This window comes from Kribbella polygonati (assembly GCF_050320105.1).
GTDB lineage: Bacteria > Actinomycetota > Actinomycetes > Propionibacteriales > Kribbellaceae > Kribbella.
Map to the genome: position 1 here is coordinate 311,204 of NZ_CP190129.1, position 25,180 is coordinate 336,383.

At 70.2% G+C, this 25,180-nt stretch carries 22 protein-coding genes; 13 read left to right on the forward strand and 9 right to left on the reverse strand.

What is annotated here, in order from left to right:
• On the reverse strand, positions 1 to 723 hold the full coding sequence (locus ACQHIV_RS01390) for a maleylpyruvate isomerase family mycothiol-dependent enzyme (RefSeq protein ID WP_427890864.1): 723 nt from the start codon (positions 721 to 723) through the stop codon (positions 1 to 3).
• Positions 724 to 778: 55 nt separating this feature from the next.
• Here ACQHIV_RS01390 and ACQHIV_RS01395 point away from each other — a divergent pair, with 55 nt between their 5' ends.
• The 4 genes from ACQHIV_RS01395 (at position 779) to ACQHIV_RS01410 (ending at position 5,763) form a co-directional block, all read left to right on the forward strand.
• Positions 779 to 1,282 (forward strand): MarR family winged helix-turn-helix transcriptional regulator, encoded by a 504-nt coding sequence (locus ACQHIV_RS01395; protein WP_427890865.1) that lies wholly within the window; start codon positions 779 to 781, stop codon positions 1,280 to 1,282.
• 66 nt (positions 1,283 to 1,348) lie between these two features.
• Positions 1,349 to 3,022, forward strand: coding sequence for an acyl-CoA mutase large subunit family protein (locus ACQHIV_RS01400; RefSeq protein ID WP_427890867.1), 1,674 nt, complete (start codon positions 1,349 to 1,351; stop codon positions 3,020 to 3,022).
• Entirely contained in the window at positions 2,943 to 4,796 is a 1,854-nt protein-coding gene (locus tag ACQHIV_RS01405) for an NAD-binding protein (protein WP_427890868.1), read from the forward strand. Before ACQHIV_RS01400 ends, ACQHIV_RS01405 begins: the two co-directional genes overlap by 80 nt.
• Positions 4,797 to 4,845: 49 nt before the next feature.
• Positions 4,846 to 5,763, forward strand: a complete 918-nt coding sequence (locus ACQHIV_RS01410; RefSeq protein WP_427890870.1) for a tetratricopeptide repeat protein — start codon at positions 4,846 to 4,848, stop codon at positions 5,761 to 5,763.
• On the opposite strand, the gene ACQHIV_RS01415 is transcribed toward ACQHIV_RS01410, so the two are convergent.
• Complete coding sequence (locus ACQHIV_RS01415) at positions 5,760 to 6,209, reverse strand: MarR family winged helix-turn-helix transcriptional regulator (protein WP_380196711.1); 450 nt, start codon at positions 6,207 to 6,209, stop codon at positions 5,760 to 5,762. The genes ACQHIV_RS01410 and ACQHIV_RS01415 overlap by 4 nt on opposite strands.
• A 100-nt stretch (positions 6,210 to 6,309) precedes the next feature.
• On the opposite strand from ACQHIV_RS01415, the gene ACQHIV_RS01420 reads away from it, so the two are divergent.
• From ACQHIV_RS01420 to ACQHIV_RS01430, 3 genes are all read left to right on the forward strand, one after another.
• Entirely contained in the window at positions 6,310 to 7,296 is a 987-nt protein-coding gene (locus tag ACQHIV_RS01420) for a hypothetical protein (protein ID WP_427890872.1), read from the forward strand.
• A 75-nt stretch (positions 7,297 to 7,371) separates the two neighbouring features.
• On the forward strand, positions 7,372 to 8,253 hold the full coding sequence (locus tag ACQHIV_RS01425; RefSeq protein ID WP_427890874.1) for a MurR/RpiR family transcriptional regulator: 882 nt from the start codon (positions 7,372 to 7,374) through the stop codon (positions 8,251 to 8,253).
• Between the two features lie 45 nt (positions 8,254 to 8,298).
• Positions 8,299 to 9,720 carry a hypothetical protein gene (locus tag ACQHIV_RS01430; protein WP_427890876.1) on the forward strand — a complete coding sequence of 474 codons (1,422 nt, stop codon included), beginning with the start codon at positions 8,299 to 8,301 and terminating at the stop codon, positions 9,718 to 9,720.
• A 299-nt stretch (positions 9,721 to 10,019) separates the two neighbouring features.
• Here ACQHIV_RS01430 and ACQHIV_RS01435 read toward each other — a convergent pair whose 3' ends face one another.
• Entirely contained in the window at positions 10,020 to 11,417 is a 1,398-nt protein-coding gene (locus ACQHIV_RS01435) for a citrate synthase (RefSeq protein WP_427890878.1), read from the reverse strand.
• Positions 11,418 to 11,490: 73 nt separating this feature from the next.
• Between ACQHIV_RS01435 and ACQHIV_RS01440 the strand changes: the two genes are divergently transcribed.
• A complete protein-coding gene (locus ACQHIV_RS01440; RefSeq protein ID WP_427890879.1) occupies positions 11,491 to 12,633 on the forward strand; it encodes a citrate/2-methylcitrate synthase in 1,143 nt (380 codons plus the stop codon).
• 354 nt (positions 12,634 to 12,987) lie between these two features.
• Here the strand turns inward: ACQHIV_RS01440 and ACQHIV_RS01445 are convergent, their stop codons facing one another.
• Entirely contained in the window at positions 12,988 to 14,496 is a 1,509-nt protein-coding gene (locus tag ACQHIV_RS01445) for a flavin-containing monooxygenase (protein ID WP_427890881.1), read from the reverse strand.
• Positions 14,497 to 14,524: 28 nt separating this feature from the next.
• Here ACQHIV_RS01445 and ACQHIV_RS01450 point away from each other — a divergent pair, with 28 nt between their 5' ends.
• Entirely contained in the window at positions 14,525 to 14,896 is a 372-nt protein-coding gene (locus ACQHIV_RS01450) for a YciI family protein (protein ID WP_427890883.1), read from the forward strand.
• 492 nt (positions 14,897 to 15,388) lie between these two features.
• A complete protein-coding gene (locus ACQHIV_RS01455) occupies positions 15,389 to 16,612 on the forward strand; it encodes an RNA polymerase sigma factor (protein ID WP_427890885.1) in 1,224 nt (407 codons plus the stop codon).
• 409 nt (positions 16,613 to 17,021) lie between these two features.
• Here ACQHIV_RS01455 and ACQHIV_RS01460 read toward each other — a convergent pair whose 3' ends face one another.
• Positions 17,022 to 17,438: a MerR family transcriptional regulator gene (locus tag ACQHIV_RS01460; RefSeq protein WP_427890887.1), complete on the reverse strand. Its 417-nt coding sequence runs from the start codon at positions 17,436 to 17,438 to the stop codon at positions 17,022 to 17,024.
• A gap of 24 nt (positions 17,439 to 17,462) precedes the next feature.
• Between ACQHIV_RS01460 and ACQHIV_RS01465 the strand changes: the two genes are divergently transcribed.
• Positions 17,463 to 18,866, forward strand: a complete 1,404-nt coding sequence (locus ACQHIV_RS01465; RefSeq protein ID WP_427890889.1) for an MFS transporter — start codon at positions 17,463 to 17,465, stop codon at positions 18,864 to 18,866.
• Here the strand turns inward: ACQHIV_RS01465 and ACQHIV_RS01470 are convergent.
• Together ACQHIV_RS01470 and ACQHIV_RS01475 are read right to left on the reverse strand one after the other, a co-directional pair.
• Positions 18,847 to 19,782, reverse strand: coding sequence for an RNA polymerase subunit sigma-70 (locus ACQHIV_RS01470; RefSeq protein WP_427890891.1), 936 nt, complete (start codon positions 19,780 to 19,782; stop codon positions 18,847 to 18,849). The genes ACQHIV_RS01465 and ACQHIV_RS01470 overlap by 20 nt on opposite strands.
• 32 nt (positions 19,783 to 19,814) lie before the next feature.
• Complete coding sequence (locus ACQHIV_RS01475) at positions 19,815 to 20,699, reverse strand: alpha/beta hydrolase (protein ID WP_427890893.1); 885 nt, start codon at positions 20,697 to 20,699, stop codon at positions 19,815 to 19,817.
• Positions 20,700 to 20,756: 57 nt separating this feature from the next.
• Between ACQHIV_RS01475 and ACQHIV_RS01480 the strand changes: the two genes are divergently transcribed.
• Both ACQHIV_RS01480 and ACQHIV_RS01485 read left to right on the forward strand, forming a co-directional pair.
• A complete protein-coding gene (locus tag ACQHIV_RS01480; protein WP_427890894.1) occupies positions 20,757 to 21,140 on the forward strand; it encodes a DUF4870 domain-containing protein in 384 nt (127 codons plus the stop codon).
• Positions 21,141 to 21,206: 66 nt separating this feature from the next.
• The gene (locus ACQHIV_RS01485) at positions 21,207 to 22,088 is read left to right on the forward strand and encodes a phosphotransferase (RefSeq protein WP_427890896.1); all 882 of its coding nucleotides are present in this window, start codon (positions 21,207 to 21,209) and stop codon (positions 22,086 to 22,088) included.
• On the opposite strand, the gene ACQHIV_RS01490 is transcribed toward ACQHIV_RS01485, so the two are convergent.
• Both ACQHIV_RS01490 and glgB read right to left on the reverse strand, forming a co-directional pair.
• Positions 22,078 to 22,968: an NUDIX hydrolase gene (locus ACQHIV_RS01490; RefSeq protein ID WP_427890898.1), complete on the reverse strand. Its 891-nt coding sequence runs from the start codon at positions 22,966 to 22,968 to the stop codon at positions 22,078 to 22,080. The genes ACQHIV_RS01485 and ACQHIV_RS01490 overlap by 11 nt on opposite strands.
• A 9-nt stretch (positions 22,969 to 22,977) precedes the next feature.
• Positions 22,978 to 25,173 (reverse strand): 1,4-alpha-glucan branching protein GlgB, encoded by a 2,196-nt coding sequence (glgB, locus tag ACQHIV_RS01495; protein WP_427890899.1) that lies wholly within the window; start codon positions 25,171 to 25,173, stop codon positions 22,978 to 22,980.
• Between the last annotated feature and the right edge of the window lie 7 nt (positions 25,174 to 25,180).

Here is a 25,180-nt window from a genome sequence, read left to right on the forward strand (position 1 = left end):
TCATTGCGACGCCTCGGAAATTCTCCCGCGGAACGCCCGCACGACCACCGGATCCCCGGCGACCTCGATCGCGTCCTCACCGGCCCGGCCCCACAGCCACAGGTAGACCGCCGCCGGATCCCCGCTCACCTCAGCCGCCGCAGCACCCTCGGCCCCTTGCCGTACGTCGACACTCGTCGCGTCCACGACCACCGTCCAGGACCGCCCGCCCGCGGTCAGCCGGATCGTGGCGTCGACCGGGAATTTGGTGTCGCCCTCCTCCCACCACGGCCCGCCGACGGTGGGGTAGAGCACCTCGTCGATCCCGTCCAGCGCGATCTCGGGATCGATCGGCGAGACCGCGTCGTGCGCCTGCTCCACATCGATCCGGTGGATCACGGTCTCGTGGACCATCCGCCGGTGCCAGAACGCCGACGTACTGTCCCGCGGGTTGAAGGTCCAGGTCGGCCGGTCGAAACCAGCCTCCTCCAACGCGTCGACGATCGCGTGCCGCGCCTCGTCGTACCACTTGAGCGAGTCCAGCCCGGAGAAGTCCGGCGGCCACGGATCGGGCAGCGCGCCGTCCCGCAGCACCTCGACCTTGTGCACATACACCTGCGCGACGTGCCGCACCACGTCGTCGACCGTCCACCCCGGACAACTCGGCACAGCGGCACCCAGTCCGCCCCGCGCCACCGCACCCAGCCGCTCACTCTCGGTCCGCAGCCGATCCAGATATCTCATGACCGCACCCTGGCAGACCCCACCGACAGTTTTGCAGAGGGTTAAGGTTCCGCACATGGCGAGGAAGCGGGCGTTGCCGTTCGATCCGATCGACGAGGCGTCACGGCAGTGGGGGCGGCGCTGGGGTGCCGTCGAGCAGATGCGCGCGGTCACGTCGTTGATGCGGGCGCAGCAGATCGTGATCAACGAGCTGGACGAGATCCTGCGCAAGCACGGGCTGACGTTCGCGCGGTTCGAGGCGCTGGTGCTGCTGACGTTCTCGCGCCGCGGGTCGCTGCCGCTCGGCAAGATGGGGGAGCGGCTGCAGGTGCACCCGACATCCGTGACGTCGATCGTGCGCCGGCTGGAGGCGGCCGGGCTGGTGACCCGGACGCCGCACCCGGACGACGGCCGCGCGATCCTGTGCGAGATCACGCCCGAGGGCCGGGAGCTGGTCGAACGCGCCACCGCCGACCTGGTCAAGGCCGACTTCGCCCTCTCCGGCCTGGACGACGACCAGTTGAAGATGCTCTGGTCCGTCCTGGAGCCCCTCCGCCGCAACGCCGGCGACTTCTCCTGAGACAGCTGTCAGCGATGTGACGCACTCGCGATTGGAAATAGTTGGATGTCCTAGTATTTTGGCTGCATGGATGCCGAGCAGATCGCGGCCGGGCGTGACCGGTGGCAGCAGCGGTACGACGCCGCGCGCAAGCGGGAGGCGGACTTCACCACGCTCTCCGGCACCGAGGTCGCCCCCGTCTACGGTCCGCCCGAGGGCGTCGACGACCCGCGGATGGAGCGGATCGGCTGGCCGGGGGAGTTCCCGTTCACCCGCGGGCTGTACGCGACCGGGTATCGCGGCCGGACCTGGACGATCCGCCAGTTCGCCGGCTTCGGCAACGCCGAGCAGACCAACGAGCGGTACCGGATGATCCTGAACGGCGGTGGCGGCGGCCTCTCGGTGGCCTTCGACATGCCGACGCTGATGGGCCGCGACTCCGACGACCCGAAGTCGCTCGGCGAGGTCGGGCACTGCGGTGTCGCGATCGACTCGGCCACCGACATGGACCGGCTGTTCAAGGACATCCCGCTGCAGGACGTCACCACCTCGATGACGATCTCCGGCCCGGCCGTCCCGGCGTTCTGCATGTACCTGGTCGCCGCCGAGCGCCAGGGCGCGGACATCTCCAAGCTCAACGGGACGCTGCAGACCGACATCTTCAAGGAGTACATCGCCCAGAAGGAGTGGCTGTTCCCGCCGGAACCGCACCTGCGGCTGATCGGCGACCTGATGGAGTACTGCGCGACCACGATCCCGGCGTACAAGCCGCTGAGCGTGTCCGGGTACCACATCCGCGAGGCCGGATCGACGGCCGCGCAGGAGCTCGCGTACACGCTCGCCGACGGCTTCGGGTACGTCGAACTGGGCCTGAGCAGAGGCCTGGACGTCGACGTGTTCGCGCCCGGCCTGTCGTTCTTCTTCGACAGCCACCTGGACTTCTTCGAGGAGATCGCGAAGTTCCGCGCCGCCCGCCGGATCTGGGCGCGCTGGCTGCGGGACGTGTACGGCGCGAAGACCGACAAGGCGCAGTGGCTCCGGTTCCACACCCAGACCGCGGGCGTCTCGCTGACCGCGCAGCAGCCGACGAACAACGTCGTACGGACGGCCGTCGAGGCGCTGGCCGCCGTACTGGGCGGGACGAACTCGCTGCACACCAACGCCCTCGACGAGACCCTCGCGCTGCCGACCGAGGAGTCCGCCGAGATCGCGCTGCGCACGCAGTCGGTGCTGATGGAGGAGGTCGGCGTCACGAACGTCGCCGACCCGCTCGGCGGTTCCTGGTACGTCGAGGCCCTCACCGACGCGATCGAGGCCGAGGCCGAGCAGATCTTCGCGCGGATCAGGGAAATGAGCCCGGACGAGACGATGACCGGCGGCATCCTGCGCGGCATCGAGGACGGCTGGTTCATGGCCGAGATCGCCGACGCCGCCTTCGAGTACCAGCAGAAGCTGGAGAAGGGCGAGAAGAAGATCGTCGGCGTGAACACGCTCACCGACACGGTCTCGGGCGAGTTGGAGATCCTCCGGGTCTCGCACGAGGTCGAGGTCGAGCAGTGCCGGGTGCTCGCGGAGCGCAAGTCCCACCGCGACGAGGACCGGGTACGTCGTACGCTATCGGCTCTGGTGGAGGCGGCCAGCGGCACTGGCAACCTGATCGAGCCCATGCTGGAGGCGGTGCGTGCGGAGGCCACGATGGGGGAAATCTGTCACGTTCTTCGGGAACAGTGGGGAGAGTACCGAGAGCCCGCCCGCTTCTGAGCAGCCGCCGGCCGACCCGAGCCCGCTCGGCGAACGACCGGTGGTGGTCTGCGGGTCGAGCCGGACGATGGTCCGGGTGGTCACCGAACTGGTGAGTTCCGGCGAGCGCGTGATCGCGCTCGTCAACCCCGCCTCGCGGCACCGCGACCGGATCGGCGAGCTGGGCGCGAAGGTGATCAACGCGCCGGTGATCAGCGAGTCGCTGCTCCGCCTGGCCGGTATCGACGCGGCCGACGACGGTACGCCGTCCACCGCCCGCGCGCTGGTGCTGCTCGACAACGACGACGTCCACAACGTGCACACCGCGCTGACCGCCCGCGACATGGATCGGGACCTGCGGATCATCATGCAGATGGTGAACCCGCGGCTCGGTAGTCAGCTGAACAGCCTGCTCGGCGACTGCGTGGTGATCAACGGGCCGTCGCTGGCCGCGCCCGCGTTCGTGTCGGACGCGCTCGACGACGACGAGCTGACCTGGATGGAGCTCGGCGGCCGGATGGTGGTCGTCGGCGAGGCGGACCTGATCCGCGAGCCGCACCTGACCGTACTCGCGGACGCGACGTCGTCGGCCACGCCCGTACTGCTGCCCATGCCCGGCTCGGACCGGCCACGGCCGCTCTCGGCGGTGTCCGGCGACGCTCACGACTCCGGCAACTCTGACGACTCGGACGACGCCGACGAGCCGAAGGTGGACATCGTGCTGGGGACCGGCATCCGGCCGGTCTGGTACGGCCGCCGGGTCCGCCCGGCCGGCTGGGCGAAGGCGGTCCGCGACATCCTCGACAGCCGGGTCCGCAAGATCGCGGCGCTGATGGCGTTGCTGATCGCGACCGGTACGGCGATCGTGCACTTCTTCGGCGGGATCGAATGGTGGCGGGCGTTGTACCTCGCGGCCGGTGTGGTCACCACGGCCGGGATCGACGACGACCGGTTCAACGAGGCGCAGCCGTGGGTGAAGGTCAGCGCGGTCGTCGTGCAGCTGACCGGGATCGTCCTGATGGCGCTGCTGACCGCGGTCGTGGTCGACTCGCTGATCGGCGCCCGGCTGTCGCGGATCATCGGCGGCGTCCGCGGCCGGCCGCGGAACCACGTCGTGGTCTGCGGCCTCGGTACGGTCGGCGCCCGTGTGCTGGAGATCCTGGTGGACCGGGGTGTCGCGGTCGTCGGCGTCGACCAGGACGACGACGCGCCCGGCGTACAGGTCGCGCACCGGTTGAAGATCCCGGTGGTGGTGGGGGACAGCAGCAACGAGGAGACGCTGCGGCTGGCCGGCGTACAGCACTGTCAGGCGATGCTCGCGATCACCGACGGCGACATCACGAACCTGGAGTCGGCGATGGTTGCCCAGGGCCTCAACCCGGAGGCCCGGATCACGATGCGGATGTTCGACCACGACCTCGCGGACCGGGTCGAGCGGCAGTTGGGGCTGGGCAACAGCCGGTCGGTGTCGATGCTGGTGGCGCCGGCCGTCGCGGCCGCGGTCGGTGACAAGCGGCGTCAGGTGCTCGTACCGGCCGGGCGCCGGGTGCTGCTGCTGACCGAGGTGGTGGTCGAGGGCGGCTCCGTCGCCGAAGGCCGGACCCTCGGCCAGCTGAACGAGGCCGGTGGGCTGCGGATTCTCGCCCGGCAGGCGTCGCAAGGCCCGTGGGACTGGCAGCCGACCGAGACGAGTTCGGTGGAGACGGGCGACCGGCTGGCGATCGTCGGTACCCGCGCCGGCCTGGCCCGGCTGCTGATGGCGACCCGGGCGCAACGCCGGACCACCGCGTCGTAGAGGATAGGTTTGTGAACATGCGGAGTCTGCACGGAATGCGAGGACAGCGGTGAGCCAGTCCAACTTCTCCCGTCCCGGGGCGGTCGACCTGTCGTCCCTCCGCAAGCCGGCCGGCGGTGCGCCGGCCCCTGGTGGCGCTCCGGCCGCGGCCGGAGGCGGCGCCTACGCGCTCGAGGTCACCGAGGCGAACTTCCAGTCCGACGTGATCGAGCGTTCGCTGCAGGCCCCGGTCGTGGTCGAGCTGTGGTCGCCGCGGGCGCAGGGCGGCCTGGGCGACGTCATGATCAAGCTCTCGACCGAGTACGCCGGGAAGTTCCTGCTGGCCCGGATCGACGTCGACGCGAACCCCCAGGTCGCGCAGGCGTTCGGCGTTCAGGCCGTGCCGGTGGTGATCGCGATCCTGCGGGGGCAGCCGGTGCCGCTGTTCCAGGGGGTGCTGGGCGAGGCGGAGGTCCGGCAGTACCTCGACCAACTGCTGACCGTGGCGGTCGCGAACGGGATCACCGGGCGCGCGGAGCCGGTCGGGCCGGTGGCCGAGGCTGTTGAGGAGGGCGCGCCGAACCCGCGGTACGAGCAGGCCGAGAACGCGGTCGGCGCGGGCGACCTCGACGGCGCGATCGCGGCGTACGAGGAACTGCTCAAGGAGACGCCGAACGACGCCGAGGCGAAGTCCGGGCTGGCGCGGGTGCAGCTGGTCAAGCGCACGCAGGACGTGCCGGCCGACGTACGGACGCGGGCCGCGGACAACCCGGCCGACGTCGAGGCGCAGCTGCTGGTCGCGGACGTGGATCTGATGGGCGGGCATGTCGACGACGCGTTCGCGCGGCTGATCTCCACGGTCCAGGCGACGGCCGGGGACGAGCGGAACGCCGTACGGCTGCACCTGCTGGAGCTGTTCGACGTGGTCGGTGCGGACGACGACCGCGTGGTGAAGGCCCGGCGCCGGCTGATGGCGGCGCTGTTCTAGAGATCCTTCAGGATCGGATCTGTGGTCAGGGATTCTGACACCCTGGCGAGGAGGGAGCGGAGGGTTTCCGCTTCCTCCGCTGTGAAGGCGGCGGCCAGCCGGCGTTCGACGCCCGCGGCCCGCTTGTCCGCCTGATCGAGCGCCTTGCGCCCGGCCGCGGTCGGGCGCGTCTCGATGACGTGCTTGTGCAGCGGGTGTGGCGTGCGCTCGATGAGGCCGGCCGCTTCCAGGTTGCGCAGGATCGTGGTCATGGTCTGGGGCGTGACCAGGCAGCGGCGGGCGAGCTCCGCGGCCGAGATTCCGGGCTGTTCGTCCATGACGAAGAGGGCGGCGTACTGCGGGACCGTGAGGCCGGCCGGCTTCACCGCGGCCGACTTGGCTGCTTGGAGCTCCTGTTCAACTCGCTTGAGGTGACTACCGAGCCGCTCGTCGAAGGACATCCGCATGGTCACATCGTACGAACCGCGGCGGATGTATATGCATTGACGAATATCAGAGGTCTGATTAATCTCTGTGCTCGTATTCAGTCTCTCGAGAGAGGTTCTCATGAGGTTTCGTGTGCTGGGGGCAGCGCTACTGGCGCTGGCCACCTCATTTCCCACTGCCCACGCGGTTGCCGGGCCGGCGGTCCGTTGCCTGCCGGTGCAGATCGACGGGCGGACGGCCGACCGGTACCCGGAGGGGATCGCCTGGGACCCAACGCGGCAGATGTTCCTGGTCGGGTCGATGGCGACCGGGCGGATCTCGCTGGTCGGACGGGACGGCGTACCGCATCCGTTCGGGGTCGCGCCGGGCGTGTCGACCTTCGGGCTGCACGTCGATGCCGTCCGCAACCGGTTGCTCGTCACGTACGCCGACATCGGCAACGGCGAGCGGTCCTCGGAATCCTTCACCTACAAGCAGTCCGGGATCGCGATCTACAACCTGCGCACGGGTCGGCTCGAGCGTCGGGTCGACCTGAACACGCCGCGGCTGAACCCGGCCGGCGGTCACCACGGCGCCAACGATCTCGCGATCGATGCCGTCGGCAACGCGTACGTCACGGACCCGGCGTCGGACGCGATCTACAAGGTCACGCCGTCCGGCGTCGCATCGGTGCTGGTGCGCGACGAACGGCTGCGGAGCGACACGATCGGGGCCAACGGGATCGTCTGGCTGCGGTCGGGCTACCTGCTGACTGTCCGGTACGACACCGGCACGCTGTACCGGATCTCGCCGCGAGGTGAACTCAGTGTCACTGGTCTGACCAGTGCACTGGTCGGCGGAGATGGCTTGGCCGTCACGAAGGACGGGCGGCTGATCGCGATCACCAACAAGCTCGGGGCGGCCGGCGTCGAGCGGGCGACGGTGCTGAGCAGTGCGGACAACTTCCGTACGGCGCGGGTCCGGTCGGTCGAGCCGTGGCCGGTCGGCGGGCCGACGACGGCGGCGGTCACGCCGGAGGGCACGTACGTGCTGAGCGGGCGGATCGACGTACTCCTCGCGGGTGGCTGGTCGGACCAGTTCACTGTTCGGCGGATGACGGGCAGTTGATTCGTCACCTGTTGGCCGGAATCGGTCAGCGTGAATTCTTGTAAATACTGTTGAGATGCTCTGAGAATTCTTTACATGAGTGCTGCCGAGTCACCGCCGCCGAGTCTGGAGGCGCGGATCCACGGCCTGCTGCCGGCGCTCAGCCCGGCGCAGGCGCGGATCGCGGCCGAGGTACTGCGCGATCCGGCGGCGGTGGCGTCGTCGACCATCGGGCAGCTGGCCGAGCGGTGCGGTACGTCGCTGCCGAGCGTCACGCGGTTCTGCCTGGCGCTCGGCCTGTCCGGGTACGCCGAGCTGCGGCTGACGCTCGCGGCCGAGAGCGGTCGGACCAGTCCCAGCTGGGAGCGCGGTACCGGGTCCGAGGTAGGACCGGACGATTCGCTGGACGACGTACTGCGGACGCTGTTGCGGACGGATACGCGTGCGCTGGAGGACACCGTGGCGGCGCTCGACGTCGGCGCACTCGGGCAGGCCGCGGCGGCGATCTCGGATGCGCGGCGGATCGACCTGTATGCGGTCGCCGGGTCCGCGGCGGTGGCCGAGGATCTGCGGCTGCGGCTGCACCGGATCGGGCGGGCCGCCAGTACGTGGAGTGACGTGCACACGGCGCTGGCCAGTTCCGCGCTGCTCGGCGCCGGTGACGTCGCGGTCGGGATCTCGCACAGCGGGGAGACGCTGGAGGTCCTGGAGCCGCTCACCAGATCCGGCCGGCAGGGCGCCACGACCGTTGCCATCACCAACTATCCGCGCTCGCCGCTCGCCCAGGCCGCCGACATCGTCCTGGTCACCGCTGCCCGCGACGTGACCCTGCGCACCGGAGGCCTGTCCGGCCGCCACGCCCAGATGCTCGTCCTCGACGCCCTGTACCTCGGCGTCGCCCAACGCGACTACGCGCTGGCCGAACACGCCTTCGACGCGACCGCCGACGCGGTCGCCGCGCACCGCCAGCACCCCTGATCCGCTCGACCGTTCTTTCGTTCGACCGCCTTCCGGAGGAGAGCCATGGACAGCCCGCACCAGATCCTCGGTCCCAGCCGCCGCAGCCTGCTGTTCGGCGCCGGCGCGACCGCCCTCACCGCAGCAGCCGCCACCGCAGCCACCAGCACCGCGTCCGCCGCCGGCGTCCCGGCCACCGGCTCGTCCGCCGCGGATGCGTTCGCAGGTGGTGCGGGGGTGGCCGCCGATGTCGCCGTACCGGCGCCCGACACCCTGCCGCTCACCGGCGGGCCGGAGTTCCCGATCGGGCTGTTCTGGCCGCCGCATCCGTACGCCAGTACGGCGCCGCGGTTCGCCGAGATCAAGAACGCCGGGTTCGACTTCCTGATCTCCGGCAACTACGCCGGCGACGGCAACATCTTCCAGTACCAGCTCGGCCTCGCCCGCGACGCCGGCCTGAAGATGCTGATCTCGGACGACATCCAGATCCGGAACATGTCCCGCTGGTTCTCGATCTCCGACAACCCCGCGGACTTCCTCAGTGTGACTCCGGCCGAGGCGCAGGCGCTCTACCTCCGCGCCCGGAACGCGTACGGCCCGTACTCCTCCCTCGCCGGTTTCAACTTCTACGACGAGCCGGGCGCCGGGTGGTTCGCGACCCTGGCGAAGGCGCTGGCGATCTCCCGGCAGCTCGCGCCGCAGCTGCTCCCGTACGTCAACCTGCTCCCGTCCGACGACCCGGCGTACTACCGGAACTTCGTCGACGTGGTGCAGCCGTCGCTGATCTCGTTCGACCGGTACCCGCTGCTGTCCGAGGGCCGCGAGGACGCGAACTACTTCCACAACTGGGCGATCGTCCGGGACGCGGCGCTGCACGGCGACATCCCCGCCTGGGTGTTCATCCAGACGCTTGCCTACAACAACCATCGCGAACCGACCGCGGCGGAGCTGCTGTGGCAGGTGAACATCAGCCTCGCGTACGGCGCGAAGGGCATCCAGTACTTCACCTACTGGACGCCCGAGGCCGCCCGCGGCGAAGGCTTCGGCCCGGCGCTGATCACGGTCGACGGCCAGCGGACGTCGCGGTACTACGCGGCACAACAGATCAACACCGGCTGGCTGCACCCGGTCGGCCGCGAACTGAAGCCACTCGTCTCCGAAACCGTCGAACACGCCAACGAAACCCCACTACCGAACGGCGCCACCGCCTTCACCCCGACAAACCTGATCTCGAACATCACCGGCGACGCGGTAGTAGTCGGCACCTTCCGCTCCCGCGACACCTCCACAACCGACCGCTGGCTCCTGCTCACCAACCGCTCCCACGACACCCGCGCCAAGGCAGTCATCACCCTCAACCAGCAAACAGTCGCCTCCGCCGCCCTCTTCCAACCACCCAGCCAGAAGTACGTCGGCCAACGCCCGGGCCCCCTCCCACTCTCCCTAGCCCCCGGCGCCGCAACCCTCCTCAAGCTAACCACCAAGTAGCAGCCACCCCCGCCCTCCACCCACGGCACCCCCGGCATCCCCCAACATCACCAAACTGGTGGGCTGCCACCCCAGCAGCCCACCCCAGCCCGGTTCCGCCGCCTAGGGCCCACCACCGCCTGGGCTGACCGCCCGAGCTTGCCGCGCAAGCCCACCACCGCCCGGGCCGACTGCCCGGGTCCACTGCGCGAGCCCACCGCCCGGGCCCACCACCGCCTGCCGCGGCGGCCCGCCGTCGCTCGGTTCGGGGGTGCTTGGGGTGTGGAACCGCGGGCGGTGGTGGGGTCGGTGCTCGTGTGTCAGGTGGTTTGGCCGGTGTAGATGCCCATGGTGCGGAAGCGGAGGGCGGGAGCGGCGTACTCCTCGAGGGCGTGGGCGGTCCAGCCGATCATCCGGGCGATCGCGAACAGCGCGTCGCCGGCGTCGGGGTGGAAGTGGTACGCGTGCATGATCGCGGCGATCGCGAGGTCGCTGTTCGGGAACGCCGGCGTGTGGTCGGCGATCGCGCGAACGGTGCCGACGATCGGGTGGTCGCCGAGGAGGTCCAGCAGTACTTCGGCGCGTGGGTCGTGGTTCTTGTAGATCTTGTGCCCGAAGCCGGGGATCGGCTTGCCGGAACGCAACTGGTCCGACAACGCCTTGAGCGGGTCGGCTTTCGCGCGTTCCAGGAACTCGTACGCGAGTGTCGGCGCGGCTCCGTGGTACTGCCCGTCGAGCGCACCGAGTCCGGCGGAGATCACGGCGTACAGATTCGCGCGTGCGCTGGCGGCGACGCGGGCCGCGACGGTGGAGACCGCGAGACCGTGGTCGGCGAGCAGGATCAGCGCGGCGTCGAGGAGCTCCGGCCGCGGTTCGTCGTCCGACAGCTTCGGCCAGAGCCGCGCGCCCAGCGTCTTCGCGCCGTACGCCGTCTTCCCCGGAAGCGCCGTCACCACCGTCCCGATCAACCGCCCCGCCGCAGCAATCACCGCCCCCGGCGCCAGGTCGAACCGCAACGGATCCGCAGCCCCCAGTACCGCCACCCCCACCCGCACCCGATCCGTCAACCGAGCCCCCTCCGGCACCACCCCCATCCCACGCCGCGCCAACTCCACCCCATCCCTCTCAGCCCTGAACACCCCACCAACCCCCGCGCTGTCCTCTCCCAGCCCATCCGGGGTCGACACCACCGCCTGCCGCTCAGCTCCGAGCACCCCACCGGCCCCGGCGCCGTCCTCTCCCAGCCCACCCCGAGCCGACGCCACCCCCTGGCGCTCAGCCCTGAACACCCCACCGGCCCCCGCGCCATCCCCTTCCAGCCCGTCTCGGGTCGACGCCACCCCGTTCCTCTCACCCCTGGAAACTCCCTCGGCAGGTGTTTCGATGGGGGACTGGTTGGTCCAGAGGAGGGTGGCCACCTGGTCGACGGTGGCGGTGTTGGCGAGGGTTCGGGCGGAGTGGCCTCGGTAGTAGAGCTCGTCGTTCTCGAGCAGGGTCAGTTGCGACTCGATCCGCTCCACGACGCCGGAGTGCTCGATCGAGCGGCCGGCGAGGCGTTCCACCTCCTCGGCGGCGAACAGGCTGCCGCGGCGGCCGCGGGCTCGGGTGCTGGTGAGGAGGCCTCGGCTGACGTAGGCGTAGATCGTCGCGGGTTTCACCTGGAGGCGGCGTGCGACCTCGGCGGTGGTCAGGTAATTCTCGTCACCTTCGGCCGGCATTCGCGCTCCTCACTGCATCCATGTTGACTGGATCAATATTGACAATAGTTGACTGCCTGTCAACTCTGAAGATATGTCAACAACAATCACTGTTCCGCCCGGTCTGCGCAACGTCGTCGTCACCGAGACGACCCTCGGCGACGTCCGTGGTGACGAGGGGTTCTACCACTACCGGCAGTACTCGGCGATCGATCTCGCCAAGTCCAAGACACTCGAAGACGTCTGGTACCTGATGTTCGAGGGCCGCCTCCCGACCGACGCCGAACGCGACCGGTTCGTTGCCGAACTCGCCCCGCTGCGCGTCCTCCCCGACGAGGTCAGCGCCGTACTCCCCGCGATCGCCGCCGCCGGTCCCGCGTTCAATCCGCTCGCCGGTCTTCGTACGGCGTTGTCGCTGCTCGCCGCGGTCCGTGCGCTGCCGCCGCTCTGGGACGTCGACCCGGCCCGCCGCAAGGCCGACGCGATGCTCGTCTGCGCGGTGACGCCGACGATCCTCGCCGCGCTCTACCGCCTCCGCGAAGGACAGCAGCCGCTGGAGCCGCGCGCCGACCTGACCGCCGCGGAGAACTGGCTGTACCTGGTCACCGGCGAGGAGCCGGCCGCCGTACACGCGACGGCGATCGAGCACTATCTGGTCTCGACCGTCGACCATGGTTTCAACGCGTCCACCTTCACCGCCCGCGTCATCGCGTCTACCGGCGCGGATGTCGTCTCGGCGGTCGCCGGCGCGATCGGCGCGTTCTCGGGACCGCTGCACGGTGGCGCGCCGGACCGCGCGCTGGCGAGCCTCGACGAGATCGGTACGCCGGACCGCATCGACGCGTGGGTGCGCGCGAAGGTGTCGGCCGGTGACCGGATCATGGGGTTCGGGCATGCGGTGTACCGGACCGAGGACCCGCGGTCGCTGATGCTGCGCGACATCGCCCGCGGGATCGGCGGCGACCTGGTCGACTTCGCGACCACCGTCGAACAGCGGATCGTCGACGTACTCGCCGAGCTCAAGCCGGGTCGCAATCTCTACGCGAACGTCGAGTTCTACGCGGGAGTCGTGATGGAGCTGTGCGGGATCCCGCGCGCGATGTTCACGCCGACGTTCGCCGTCAGCCGCATCATCGGCTGGTCCGCGAACATCCTCGAGCAGTCCACCGACGCCAAGATCATCCGTCCAGCCGCCGCCTACGTTGGCGCCCAGCCCCCAGCTCCGATCCCTGGCTGAAGTCGCTCCCAGCCCAGCTCCGGTCCGTAGCTGACGTTGCAGCCGCGCCCCCTGCCCTTTCCGCTTCAAGTCTGTCGGGTCTCGCCGACCCCCGGCTCGAGTCATCCGGCTCTTCACAGTTCGGAGCCGTCGGGAGGCTGTTCGCCGACTCGGCGTCGGCGACAGGTCGGTGGCCCGGGGAGGGGCGAGGCGGGGCCAGGGTCGGCGGGTGGCGGGTGGCGGGGTGTTTGTTCGCTGGCGTGCTGTAGTGGGTCAGTCGTCGTACGACCCGCCAGTGGGCGGCGACCGCAGTGCGCCGGTCGGGTTGGGCCCGGGCTACACCCGCACCTGTGAAGAGCCAGTTGTCCACAGGTCCTAGCTGAAGCGCATGACGCCGTCTTCCAGTGGGCCGAGGCGGAGGCGGAGGAGGTCTCGGGGGTAGTTCTGGTGGAGGATCCAGGGGCCCCAGGTGCCTTGGCGGGGGAGGATGTTGGCGGCTCGGCGGATGTAGCCGGAGGAGAGGTCTACGACGGGGCGGGACGGTTCGTCGAACCAGGTTGGGGGAACGTCGGCGCGGCAGCGGGTGGTGTTGGTGGTGGTGAGGTGGTTGAGGAGGCGGCAGACGTACTGCGAGGTGAGGTCGGAGCGCAGGGTCCAGGAGTTGTTGGTGTAGCCGATGCACCACGCGAGGTTCGGGACGCCGCTGAGCATCATGCCCTTGTAGACGAACGTGTCGTGCGGCGCCACCCGCCAGCCGTCGACGGTGAGGTTGATGTTGCCTAGCGCAACCATGCGGAGGCCGGTCGCGGTGACCACCAGGTCGGCCTCCAGTTCGGCGCCGGAGCGCAGCCGCAGGCCGGTCGGTGTGAAGCGGTCGATCTCGTCGGTCACCACCGACGCCGACCCGTCCCGCAGCGCCTTGAACAGATCCGCGTCCGGGACCAGGCAGAGTCGCTGGTCCCACGGTTTGTACTGCGGCGTGAAGTGCGGATCCACCGGGATCGACGGCGGCAGCTGCCGCGCGACGCCGCTGTTCAGCAGCCACGCCGCATGCGCCGGAAACCGCCGGAAAGCGCTGTAGAACAAGGTGCTCAGCGCAACGTTCTTGCCGCGGATCACCCGGTGCGCGAGGTTCTCCGGCAGTACGGCGCGGATCCGGTCGGACAGCCCGTCGACCGCGGGACGGGACGCCACGTAGCTCGGCGACCGCTGCAGCATGGTCACGTGTTTCGCCGTACCGGCCATCGCCGGCACCAGCGTGACCGCCGTCGCACCGCTGCCGATCACGACCACCCGCTTGCCGGTGTGGTCCAGATCCGCCGGCCAGTGCTGCGGATGCACGACCTGCCCGCGGAACGAGTCCTGCCCTTCGAAGTCGACCACGTGTCCCTCGTCGTAGTCGTAGTACCCACTGCACACGTAGAGGAACGAACAGGTGTACGTCGTGTCAGCGGTATGCACGGTCCACCGGGCGTTCGCCGACGACCACGTCGCGCTGACGACGCGGGCGCCGTACCGGATGTGCTTGTCGATCCCGTACGCCGCCGCCGTCTCCTGCAGGTACGACAGGATCGACGGCCCGTCGGCGATCGCCTTCGCGGCCTTCCACGGGCGGAACGGGAACCCGAGCGTGAACATGTCCGAGTCCGACCGCACCCCCGGGTACCGGAACAGGTCCCAGGTGCCGCCGAGTGCCTCGCGTGCCTCGAGGACGGCGTACGTGCGGTCCGGGCAGCGGGTCTGGATCCGGTACGCCGCTCCGATCCCGGACAGTCCCGCGCCGACGACCAGAACGTCGAAGTGCTCCATGTACGCCACGGTAGTAAATATTCTCCGACGGCGTTGTCGATTCCGTGTCGGGCCGATCGTCAGCAAGATGTCCAAGAGGAAGCTTTAGACGAGGGAGCCTGAGATGGCGCAGTACATGTTCCTGCTGTTCGACAGCGAGGACTGGTACGACAACCTGACCCGCGCGGAGTGGGATCAGGCGATGAAGTTGCACGGGGAGTTCGCGGCGGCGGTCGAGAAGGCCGGGGCGCGGGTGCTCGGCGGGGAGGCGCTGGAGCGGTCCAGCACGGCCAGCACGGTGAAGCAGCGTGAGGGGGCGGAGCCGCTGGTCACCGACGGGCCGTTCATCGAGACGAAGGAGGCGCTCGGTGGGTTCTACGTGATCGAGGCGCGCGACCTCGACCAGGCGCTCGAGCTGGCGAAGCTCTGCCCGTCGGCCAACGTCGAGGTGCGTCCGGTGATGAGCACCTCCGCCGAGGACGCCCCCTCCGCCTGACCGTGCGGGCAGCAGCAGGTACAGCGGAACCGGCCGGGCCGGCGGCGCGTACGCCGAGCCCGGCCGGACCGGCGGTGGGTGGGCCGGGTCCGGCCGGTCCGGCGGTGGGTACGCGGGGATGGTCCGGTGCGGCGGCGAGTAGGCCGGGACGGGTGGGGCTGGCGGTGGGTGAGCGGGGACCGGCTGGGCCGGCGGTGTGTATGCCGGGACCGGCCGGTCTGGCGGTGGGTGGGCCGAGACGGGCGGGGCTGGCGGTGGATAGGCCGGGTCCGGCTGAGCGGGCGGTGGGTTCGCGGGGAAGGGCCGGGTCGGCGGTGCGCAGGCCGGGACGGGCGGGGCCGGCGGTGGATAGGCCGGGACCGGCCGGGCCGGCGGTGGGTGCGCGGGACGGTTCGGGCCGGTGGTGGGTACGTCTGGACGGGCGGGGCTGGCGCTGGGTGGGCCGGGTCCGGCCGGTGTTGGCGTGGCTGGGGGCGGCGGGGGAGGTGTGGGATGACTGAGGCTGTCGAGGTTGCTCGGGTGCTCGATCGGGTGCATCGGGAGTGTTGGTCGACCGTGTTGGCGTCTGTGGTGCGGTTGACGCGTGATCTCGACCTGGCTGAGGACTGTACGCAGGACGCGTTCGTACAGGCGTTGCGGACCTGGCCGGACGGGATCCCGGGGAACCCGGGTGGCTGGTTGAGTACGGTCGCGCGCCGGCTCGCGCTGGATCGGCTGCGCCGGGAGACGAACCTGCGGCGGAAGCTCCCGCTGCTGGTGGAGGAGCCGGGCGACGACGAGCGGCCGACGGATCCGTTGCGGCTGGTGTTCACCTGCTGCCACCCGGCGCTGGCGCGGGACTCGCAGGTGGCGTTGACGTTGCGGCTGATCTGCGGGCTGACCACGCGCGAGGTCGCGGCGGTGCTGCTGATCGGCGAGGCGACGGCGGCCGCGCGGATCACGCGGGCGAAGAAGAAGATCGCCGCGGCGGGCATCCCGTACCGGATCCCGGCGGACCGGGAGTTGCCGGCGCGGCTGGACGTCGTACTGACCGTCGTACATCTGGTGTACACGGCCGGGCATGTGGCGGCGGGGCCGGTGCTGACGCGGACCGAGCTGACCGGGCGGGCGGTCGAGTTGGCGCGGATGCTGGTGCGGTTGATGCCGGACGAGCCCGAGCCGCAGGCGTTGCTCGGGTTGCTGTTGATGACCGAGGCGCGCGGCGACGCGCGGGTGAGTGCGGACGGCGAGCTGGTGCTGCTGGCGGACCAGGATCGGTCGCGCTGGGACGGGCGGTTGGTGGGCGAGGGCGTGTCGCGGGCGACGGCGGCGTTGCAGCGGGGGACCGGCCGGTTCGCGTTGCAGGCGGCGGTGGCCGGGCTGCACATGACTGCGCCGAGCTGGGAGGAGACGGACTGGCGGCAGGTGGTGCGGATGTACGACGCGATGCTGGTGAGCTGGCCGACGCCGATCGTCGCGCTCAACCGGGCGGCGGCGCACAGCCTGGTCCCCGGGGCGGACCTCGCCGCGGTGCTGACCGAGCTGGACACGCTCGCCGACGAGCCGGCGCTGGCGACGTACGCCTATCTCCCCGCGACCCGGGCGGACGTCCTCACCCGGCTGGGTCGGACCGCGGAGGCCGCCGAGGCGTACCAGCAAGCCATCCAGCTGACAGCCAACGAAACCGAACGTAGATTCCTCACCAAGAGACTGAACGCCCTCACCGGGCCGACCTGAGCCAGGGGAGTGAAGGCGAGCCTGCGCGGGCTGTGGCTGTCAGGTGGGTGGGGCGATGGCGCGCGACTTCAGTTCGTAGCTCTTCAGCAGGCCGGACGCTGGTTGACAGTTCACAGGGGCCTTGGGCCCTGGTTGGTAGTCCTTGGCGGGCCTGGAATGGCAGGTCTCAAGCAGGCGAGGCCTCGGTTGGCAGCTTCTTGGGCAAGCCGGGGGCTCGCTTGGTAGTTCTGGAGCGGGCGGGGGGGGTGGGTTGGTAGTTCTGGAGCGGGTGGGGCGTGGGTTGGTAGTTCTGGAGCGGGTGGGGCGTGGGTTGGTAGTTCTGGAGCGGGCGGGGCGTGGGTTGGCAGCTCTTCAGCGGCGGGCGGTGGGCTGGTAGTTGTTCGGCGGGCGGGGCCTCGGTTGGTAGTTCTTAGGCGCGCGGAGCCCAGAGTTGGTCGGCGTCGCCGGCTTCGAGGCGGCCTCGGTAGACGTCGATCTTGTGGTCGATGAGTTCGAGGCTTTCCTGGAGTTGCGCGAGTTGGGTGAGGATCTCGGCGCGGTGGGTTTCCAGGAGCTCCAGCCGGTCCTTCTCGTTGCCGCGGCCCGCGGAGACCAGTTCGGCGTACTTGCGGATCGTCCGGATCGGCATCCCGGTGGCGCGGAACTTGGTGCAGATCTTGATCCAGTCCAGGTCGATCTGCCGGTAGCGGCGGCGCCCGCCGGCGGTACGGTCGACCGTGGTCACGACCAGGCCGGCCCGCTCGTAGTACCGGAGCGTGTGGGCGCTGACGCCGGTTCGTTCGGCGGCTTCGGCGATGCTGATCCCGCGTTCATTGACTTCGAGCACGCTCTAAATCCTAGCCTCGGCGGTATGACTGTTCCAACGCTCGAGACCGTCACCCGCCGGTACGTCGTACTCGCGATCTGTTGCGCCAGCCTGCTGATCTCGGTGATGGACATCTCGATCGTCAACATGGCGCTGCCCGCGATCCGGGACGACCTGCACGCGTCGACGGCCGGGCTGCAGTGGACCGTCGACGCCTACACGCTGGTACTGGCGAGCTTCCTGATGCTGGCCGGCTCGACGGCGGACCGGTACGGCCGGAAGCGGATGTTCCGGCTCGGGCTGACCGTGTTCGGGCTCGGCTCGCTGCTGTGCAGTCTCGCGCCGGGCATCGGCACGCTGATCGCGGCCCGCGCCGTCCAGGCCGTCGGCGGGACGATGCTGAACCCGGTCGCGATGGCGATCGTGGTCACGGTGTTCCCGGACCGCGCCGAACGGGCCCGCGCGATCGGCATCTTCGGCGCCACCGCGGGCCTCTCGCTGGTCCTCGGCCCGATCCTCGGCGGCGCGCTCGTCGACGGCCTCGGCTGGCGGTCGATCTTCTGGGTGAACCTGCCGATCGTCGTCGTCGCCGTACTCCTCGCGGGCCGCTACGTGCCGGAGTCGCGCGCCGCGCACGGCCGGCGCTTCGACCCGGTCGGCCAGTTCCTCGTCGTCCTGGTGCTCGGCGGCGTCGTGACCGCGATCATCGAGTCCGAGAAGCGCGGCTGGACCGCGCCGCCGATCCTCGCGCTGCTGCTGGCCGCGGCGATCGCCGCCGGCGCGCTGATCCGGTACGAGCGCCGTCGCGAGGAGCCGATGCTCGAACTCCGGCTGTTCCGCAGCATCCCGTTCAGTTCGGCGGTGGTGATCGCGCTGGTCGCGTACAGCGGGTTCGGCGTGTTCCTCTTCGTCACCACGCTCTACCTGCAGAGCGTCCGGCAGCTCTCCGCGCTGGAAGCCGGCCTCAGCCTGCTCCCGGTCGGCCTGCTGATCTGCGTACTGTCACCGCTCACGGGCCGCGTGGTCGGTGCCCGCGGCCCGCGCCTGCCGCTCGTCGTCGCCGGTACGGCGCTCGCGCTCGGAGCGGCCGCGTCGCTCACGATCGGGCTGACCACGCCGATGCCGCTCGTACTCGCGATCTTCCTGCTGTTCGGCGTGTTCCTCGGCACGATCAACCCGCCGATCGCGAACTCGGCGGTGTCCGGTATGCCGGTGTCGATGGCCGGCCTGGCGGGGTCGCTCGCGTCCGTCGGCCGCCAGACCGGTGTGTCGCTCGGCGTCGCGGTGGCCGGCTCGATCGTCGGCGCGACCGCGACCACCGACCCGCACCGGTTCGTCCGGGCGGCCCACCTCGTCTGGTGGCCGATGATCGCGGTCGGCCTCGTCGTCGTGGCGCTGGCCCTGATCAGCACCAGCCGCCGCGCTCGCCTTACCGTGCAGGAGCTGTAGCCGGGAGCCCGAAGTACGTCACCAGTGACGGTGTGCTGAACACGTGGATGTGGGTGAGGCCGCCCGGCGCCGGCGTGAGTACGGCGACGCCGTACGGCTCGTCCTTGTAGTACGAACCGACCGCGGGCTGGCCGTTCGCGATCACCGGGATCATCCGCCAGTCGCCCGGGTCACCGGCCGCGTCGGACATCACCTTGAGGCAGGTGACCAGACCGTTGAACCAGGTCGGCGTACCGACCATCTCGAGTGCGGCGTCCGCGCGGAGGGCGCGTTCGAGTGCGGCGGTGTCGGCGTTCTCGAAGCCGGCGACGTAGTCGTCGAGCAGGGCCTTCGCCGCCGGGTCGGTGGGTTCGTACACCTCGCCCTGGGTCGGCGAAGTCTCGTCGATCCGGGCCCGCGCGCGTTGCAGCGTGCTCTTCACCGCGGCGACCGAGGTGTCGAGCATCGTCGCGACCTCGGCGGCCGGGAACGCGAGCACCTCGCGGAGGATCAGCACAGCCCGCTGCTTCGGCGGCAGGTACTGCAGCGCGGCGATCAGTGCCAGCCGCAGGCTCTCCCGGAGCGTGACGATCGCGGCCGGATCGCCGGCCACCAGCGACTCCGGGATCGGTTCGATCCAGCCGATCCCGTCCGGCACCGGCGGCGGGGTCCCGTCGAAGTCGGTGCTCGGGGCAACGATCCCGGACGGCAGCGCCCGGCGGCCGCGCTGCTCGAGCGCGGTCAGGCAGACGTTGGTCGCGATCCGGTACAGCCAGACCCGCACCGACGAGCGGCCCTCGAAGTCCGCCCGCGACCGCCAGGCCCGCAGGTACGTCTCCTGGACGGCGTCCTCGGCCTCGTGCGCCGACGCGAGCATCCGGTAGCAGTGCGCCAGCAGCTCCTTGCGGAACGGCTCGAGGTCGGCGAACTCTTCCATCTCCACTCCCTGCAGCACGGTCCCTGAACCAATCACAGCCCCAGCACCTTCCGTCCCCACTGTCCCATCCGCGCGATCGCGTCGTCCGCCTCCGGCGCGCGACCCGCCGCCATCTGGAACGTGTGCTGCATCTGCGCGAACACATCCAGCCGTACGTCGACCCCGGCCCGCTCCGCCGCCTCCGCCAGCACCCGTGCGTCGTCCAGCAGTACCTCGTCCCCGCCGACCTGGATGTAGATCGGCCCGAGGCCGGTCAGGTCGCCGTACGTCGGGTTCACGAACGGGTCGCGCGGTGAGCCGTCCGCGCCGAGGAAGACCCAGGCGAGCCCGCGGACCAGGTCCCGGTGGAAGAACGCGTCCCGCTCCCGGTTGCTGTCGTACGTCGCTCCGCTCGCCTCGAAGTCGATCCACGGCGAGAACGGGAGCGCCCCGGCCGGGAGGGGGAGGCCGGCGGCACGGGCCCGGAGCTGGGTGGTGATCGCCATACCGCCGCCGGCCGAGTCGCCGGTGAAGACGATGTGCTCGGGGGCGATGCCCTGGTCCAGCAGCCAGCGGTAGGTCTCGACCGCTTCGTCGAGCTGGACCGGGTGGGTGTGTTCGGGGGCCAGCGAGTAGTCGAAGACCAGCGCGCGGGCGCCGACCGCCTGCGCGAGGTGGGCGAAGAGTTTGCGGTGCGAGTACCGGGAGCCGCCGACGTACCCGCCGCCGTGGAAGCAGAGCAGCACCCGGTCAGTGGCGGCGTCGTGCGGGACGATCCACAGCGCCGGGCGGTCGCGCACCGCCAGGTAGTCGACGTGGTCCGGTTCGGTGGTCAGTTCGGCCCAGCGGTGGTCGGCGAGTTCACGGTCGGCCTGCTCGCCCGCCGCGGCGGCGCGCTCCCAGTGCCGGCGTACTGCCTCTGATTCCTTGCTTGCCATTGGTCGGCTCCTTTCCGTTGCCCGTATTGACCGGCGACTGCCCGGAAAGGAATCGGTGTGGTTCAGTTGAGTATGAGTACGCCGCTGTCGGCCTCGGAGGAGCGTACGTGGGCGATGATCGCGCACGTGGGGGTGTTCGTCGCGGCCTGGTTCGCGATGGGGTTCCTGTGCCCGCTGATCGTCTGGCTGGCGTTCCGGCACCGGTCGGAGTTCGTCCGGCGGCAGGCGGTGGAGTCGCTGAACTTCCAGATCTCGCTGCTGATCTACTCGGCGGTCGCGGCCGCGTTGATCGCGATCACGTTCGGGCTCGGCGTGCTGGTCGTCGTCCCGCTGGTGGTGATCGGCGCGGTGGCGGCGGTGGTGGTGATCATTCTGGCGACGGTCGCGGCGTCCAATGGGAAGGAGTACGTGTACCCGTTGACGATCCGGCTCGTCCACTAGGGTCTGGCGGGTGGAGTTGATCGGGCAGGGGATGGGGGGGCCGTCTACGACCTGGGGGACGGGACGGTGCGGAAGGTGTGGTTCGGGCGGCGGCCGGAGGACGTGCTGCCGTTGAAGGCGTTCCTGGACGAGTTGCCGGAGTTGCCGTTCCGGACGCCGCGGATCCGCGAGGTGGGGGTGGGGGAGAACGGGTTCGCGGTCAGCGTGGAGGACAAGCTGACCGGGGTGCCGCTGTCGGAGGCTGGGTTGGCCGAGTCGGTTGCGTTGGATGCGTTCGTGTCGGTGGTGGAGGCGCTGCGGGGGGTGCGGCCGGGGGTGGCTGCTGAGGCGTTGCCGGTGGTGGGGGAGGTGTTTTGGGCGGGGTCGTTCGGTGCGAGTTTGGCGGGGTTGGTACGGCGGCGTGCTGAGGTTGCGAATGTGCATCTGGAGCGGGACGTCCGTGATTTCCCTGGACTGCTGGAAGAGGTCGTGGACGGGCTTGCCCGACTTGAGGTGGGGCAGGACGCTGCGGTGGGGGACGGTGTGGGGCGGGCCGGTGCGGTGGGGGACGGTGTGGGGCGGGCCGGTGTGGGGCGGGACGGTGTGGTGGGGGACGGCGCGGCGGGGGCCGGTGTGGTGGGGGAGTTGTGTGTGGTGCATGGGGATGTTTGTCCGCCGAATGTGTTGATGGAGGGGGAGCGGGTGGCGGCGGTGTTGGATTGGGGGTACTTGTCTACGGCCGGGGACAGTACGTTCGAGGCGTCGCTGGCGGCGGGGTTCTTCGACATGTACTCGCCGGACGCGCGCCGGCTGGACGACCTGTTGACGGAGCGGTTCGCCGAGCTCGGGCACGACCGGGAACGGATGCGGCTGTACCGGCGGGCGTACGCGATCGTCACCGCGACGGTCTACGACGAGACCGCGAGCGACGGGCACTACAAATGGTGCGTGGATCAGCTCACGAGGTAATAGGGGCGCCGTTGCTGAGGTTGTGCAGCTGGTCCGGAGCGGCCAGCAGCATCGGGAGGCGGCGGGCGTTCAACGGCGACACCAGCCCGGCCAGCTCCTCCGGCGCGCGCCACGAGATGCCCTTGATCTCGAACCCGTCCGGCCGCAACCGGTCGATCAGCGACGGCTCGTGCACGCCGCCGTCGTACAGGATCTCGACCGCGTCGCCCCAGCCCTCCCAGCGCGGCAGCCAGTCGATCGCGAGTACGCCGAGCAGCGGCAACGCCGTACCGAGCTCCTCCTCCATCTCCCGCGACGCGCCGGTCGCCGGGTCCTCGTCGGGCTCGACCACCCCGCCGGGCAGCTCCAGGTCCTTCTTGTAGCTGACCTGACAGAGCAGCACCCGACCGCCCGTGTCCCGTACGACGACGTGCGCGATCACGCGCTTCTTCGGCAGCGTCGAGTCCATCAACGCCGTCCACCCGGTGACGGTGTCCGGCCGCGGGTCGTCCACCCGCCGGCCGTAGATCGCGACGTCCCGGCGTTCGCCGTCCACCAGCGCGGCACCCCGCAGGACACCCTCCCGCCGGAAACCGGACCGGATCGCGACCCGCGCGGACGCACGCAGTTGCACGTCCACCTCGACCTGGAGCCGTTCGAACCCGAGCTCGTCGAACGCGTACTCCGCCACCAACGGCAGCGCCTGCTCAGCCACCCCCGGCCCGCCGTCGAGCGCCCAGACGACCAGCGCGACCCCCGGCGTGGTCGGCCGCAGCTCGACCGTCCCGAGCCCCTCGGGCGCACCGCTCGGCGCGCGGCGGGAAACGGCGAAACTGGTCAGCTGCCCGTTCGGCGGCGAAGGGTGCAGCGTCAGGTCACCATCGGTCAGCGGAGCGGTCACATGGGAACGCTACCCGGTGAAGCGCAGGTACACCGTGGCCAGGGGTGGTACGGACAGCTCCGCACTGGTGGACATTCCGTGCCACTCGGGCCCGTCGGCCTCGACCGTGCCGTAGTTGCCGACACCGGAGCCGCCGTACGAGCTCGCGTCGGTGTTCACGATCTCGTCCCAGGTCCCGGCGTACGGCAGGCCGAGACGGTAGCCGTGGTGCGGGATCGCGGAGAAGTTCGTGATGCAGGCGATCGTCGGCTCGCCGTCACGCCCGTACCGCACGAAGGAGAACACGTTGTTGCCGGCGTCGTTCGCGTCGATCCAGCTGAACTTCTCCGCGTCGTGGTCCGTCGCCCAGAACGCAGGATTGTCCTTGTACGCGCGATTCAGGTCGCGGACGAGGTCCTGCAGGCCCTTGTGGTCGCTGTGGTCCAGCAGCCACCAGTCCAGCTCGCCCTTCTCCGACCACTCCGACTCCTGGCCGAACTCGCAGCCCATGAACAGCAGCTGCTTGCCCGGGTGCGCCCACATCATCGCCAGGTACGCGCGCAGGTTCGCCAGCTGCTGCCAGCGGTCGCCCGGCATCTTGCGCAGCAGCGAGCCCTTGCCGTGCACGACCTCGTCGTGCGAGAGCGGGAGCACGAAGTTCTCCGAGTACGCATACATCATCGAGAACGTCAGCTCGTGGTGGTGGTACTGGCGATGCACCGGCGCGTGCTCCAGGTAGCGGAGCGAGTCGTTCATCCAGCCCATGTTCCACTTGAACCCGAACCCGAGTCCGCCCAGATGCGTCGCGCGGGTGACGCCCGGCCAGGACGTCGACTCCTCCGCGACGGTGATCACGCCCGGCACCCGCTTGTACAGCGTCGCGTTCATCTCCTGGAGGAACGAGACGGCCTCCAGGTTCTCGCGGCCGCCGTACTGGTTCGGGACCCACTGGCCTTCCTGGCGCGAGTAGTCCAGGTACAGCATCGAGGCCACCGCGTCGACGCGCAGGCCGTCGATGTGGAACTCCTCGGCCCAGTAGATCGCGTTCGCGACCAGGAAGTTCCGCACCTGCGGACGGCCGAAGTCGAACACCAGCGTGCCCCAGTCGGGCTGCTCGCCGCGGCGCGGGTCCGGGTGCTCGTACAGCGGCGTACCGTCGAACCGGGCCAGCGCCCAGGCGTCCTTCGGGAAGTGCGCCGGCACCCAGTCCACCAGTACGCCGATCCCGGCCCGGTGCAGCCGGTCGACCAGGAACCGGAAGTCGTCCGGGTCGCCGAACCGCGAGGTCGGGGCGAAGTACGACGTCACCTGGTAGCCCCAGGACCCGCCGAACGGGTGCTCCATCACCGGCATGAACTCGACATGGGTGAAGCCCATCTCGTTGACGTAGGCAACGAGCTCGTCGGCCAGCTCGCGGTAGGTCTTCCCCTTCCGCCAGGAGCCGAGATGGACCTCGTACACGCTCATCGGCTCGGCATACGCCTGCGCCTCGGCCCGCCGCCGGATCCAGTCGGCGTCGTCCCACTCGTACGTCGACTCGTGCACGACCGACGCGTTCGCCGGGGGAGTCTCGGCCAGGTTCGCCATCGGGTCGGCCTTCTGCCGCCAGACGCCGTCGCGGCCGCAGATGTCGAACTTGTACCGGGTGCCTGGGCCGACGCCCGGAACGAACAGCTCCCACACGCCGGAGCCGCCGAGCGAGCGCAGCGGGTGCGCGCGGCCGTCCCAGAAGTTGAAGTCGGCGGTCAGCCGGATGCCCTGCGCGTTCGGCGCCCAGACCGCGAACGACGTACCGGTGACCTGGCCCGCCGGGCCGTCGTACCGGCGGACGTGCGCGCCGAGCACCGTCCACAGCTGCTCGTGCCGGCCCTCGCCGATCAGGTGCAGGTCCATCTCGCCGAGCGACGGCAGGTACCGGTACGGGTCGTCGATCTCGGTCGCGGGCCCGTCGGTGTAGGTGACCTCGAGCCGGTAGTCCGGCACCTTGTCGATGTCCAGTACGCCGACCCAGACGCCGTCGTACTCGTGCCGCAGGTCCAGCCGCTGCCCGTCGTACAGCACCGTCACGCTCTTCGCGTACGGCCGCAGCACCCGCACCGTCACCCCGTGCTCGCCCAGATGCGGCCCGAGCACCTGATGCGGATCATGGAACGTCCCGGCCACCAGCCGCTCGAGCGCCGTCCGATCGACCGGCACCGCGGTCACCACAGGGGGATCGACAGCCACCACGGGC

Excerpts from the sequence above, each read along its gene's own strand:
- ACQHIV_RS01390 (WP_427890864.1), bottom strand. The coding sequence starts at position 723 with ATGAGATATCTGGATCGGCTGCGGACCGAGAGTGAGCGGCTGGGTGCG.
- ACQHIV_RS01395 (WP_427890865.1), top strand. The coding sequence starts at position 779 with ATGGCGAGGAAGCGGGCGTTGCCGTTCGATCCGATCGACGAGGCGTCA.
- ACQHIV_RS01400 (WP_427890867.1), top strand. The coding sequence starts at position 1,349 with ATGGATGCCGAGCAGATCGCGGCCGGGCGTGACCGGTGGCAGCAGCGG.
- ACQHIV_RS01415 (WP_380196711.1), bottom strand. The coding sequence starts at position 6,209 with ATGCGGATGTCCTTCGACGAGCGGCTCGGTAGTCACCTCAAGCGAGTT.
- ACQHIV_RS01420 (WP_427890872.1), top strand. The coding sequence starts at position 6,310 with ATGAGGTTTCGTGTGCTGGGGGCAGCGCTACTGGCGCTGGCCACCTCA.
- ACQHIV_RS01425 (WP_427890874.1), top strand. The coding sequence starts at position 7,372 with ATGAGTGCTGCCGAGTCACCGCCGCCGAGTCTGGAGGCGCGGATCCAC.
- ACQHIV_RS01430 (WP_427890876.1), top strand. The coding sequence starts at position 8,299 with ATGGACAGCCCGCACCAGATCCTCGGTCCCAGCCGCCGCAGCCTGCTG.
- ACQHIV_RS01435 (WP_427890878.1), bottom strand. The coding sequence starts at position 11,417 with ATGCCGGCCGAAGGTGACGAGAATTACCTGACCACCGCCGAGGTCGCA.
- ACQHIV_RS01440 (WP_427890879.1), top strand. The coding sequence starts at position 11,491 with ATGTCAACAACAATCACTGTTCCGCCCGGTCTGCGCAACGTCGTCGTC.
- ACQHIV_RS01450 (WP_427890883.1), top strand. The coding sequence starts at position 14,525 with ATGGCGCAGTACATGTTCCTGCTGTTCGACAGCGAGGACTGGTACGAC.
- ACQHIV_RS01455 (WP_427890885.1), top strand. The coding sequence starts at position 15,389 with ATGACTGAGGCTGTCGAGGTTGCTCGGGTGCTCGATCGGGTGCATCGG.
- ACQHIV_RS01465 (WP_427890889.1), top strand. The coding sequence starts at position 17,463 with ATGACTGTTCCAACGCTCGAGACCGTCACCCGCCGGTACGTCGTACTC.
- ACQHIV_RS01470 (WP_427890891.1), bottom strand. The coding sequence starts at position 19,782 with ATGGAAGAGTTCGCCGACCTCGAGCCGTTCCGCAAGGAGCTGCTGGCG.
- ACQHIV_RS01475 (WP_427890893.1), bottom strand. The coding sequence starts at position 20,699 with ATGGCAAGCAAGGAATCAGAGGCAGTACGCCGGCACTGGGAGCGCGCC.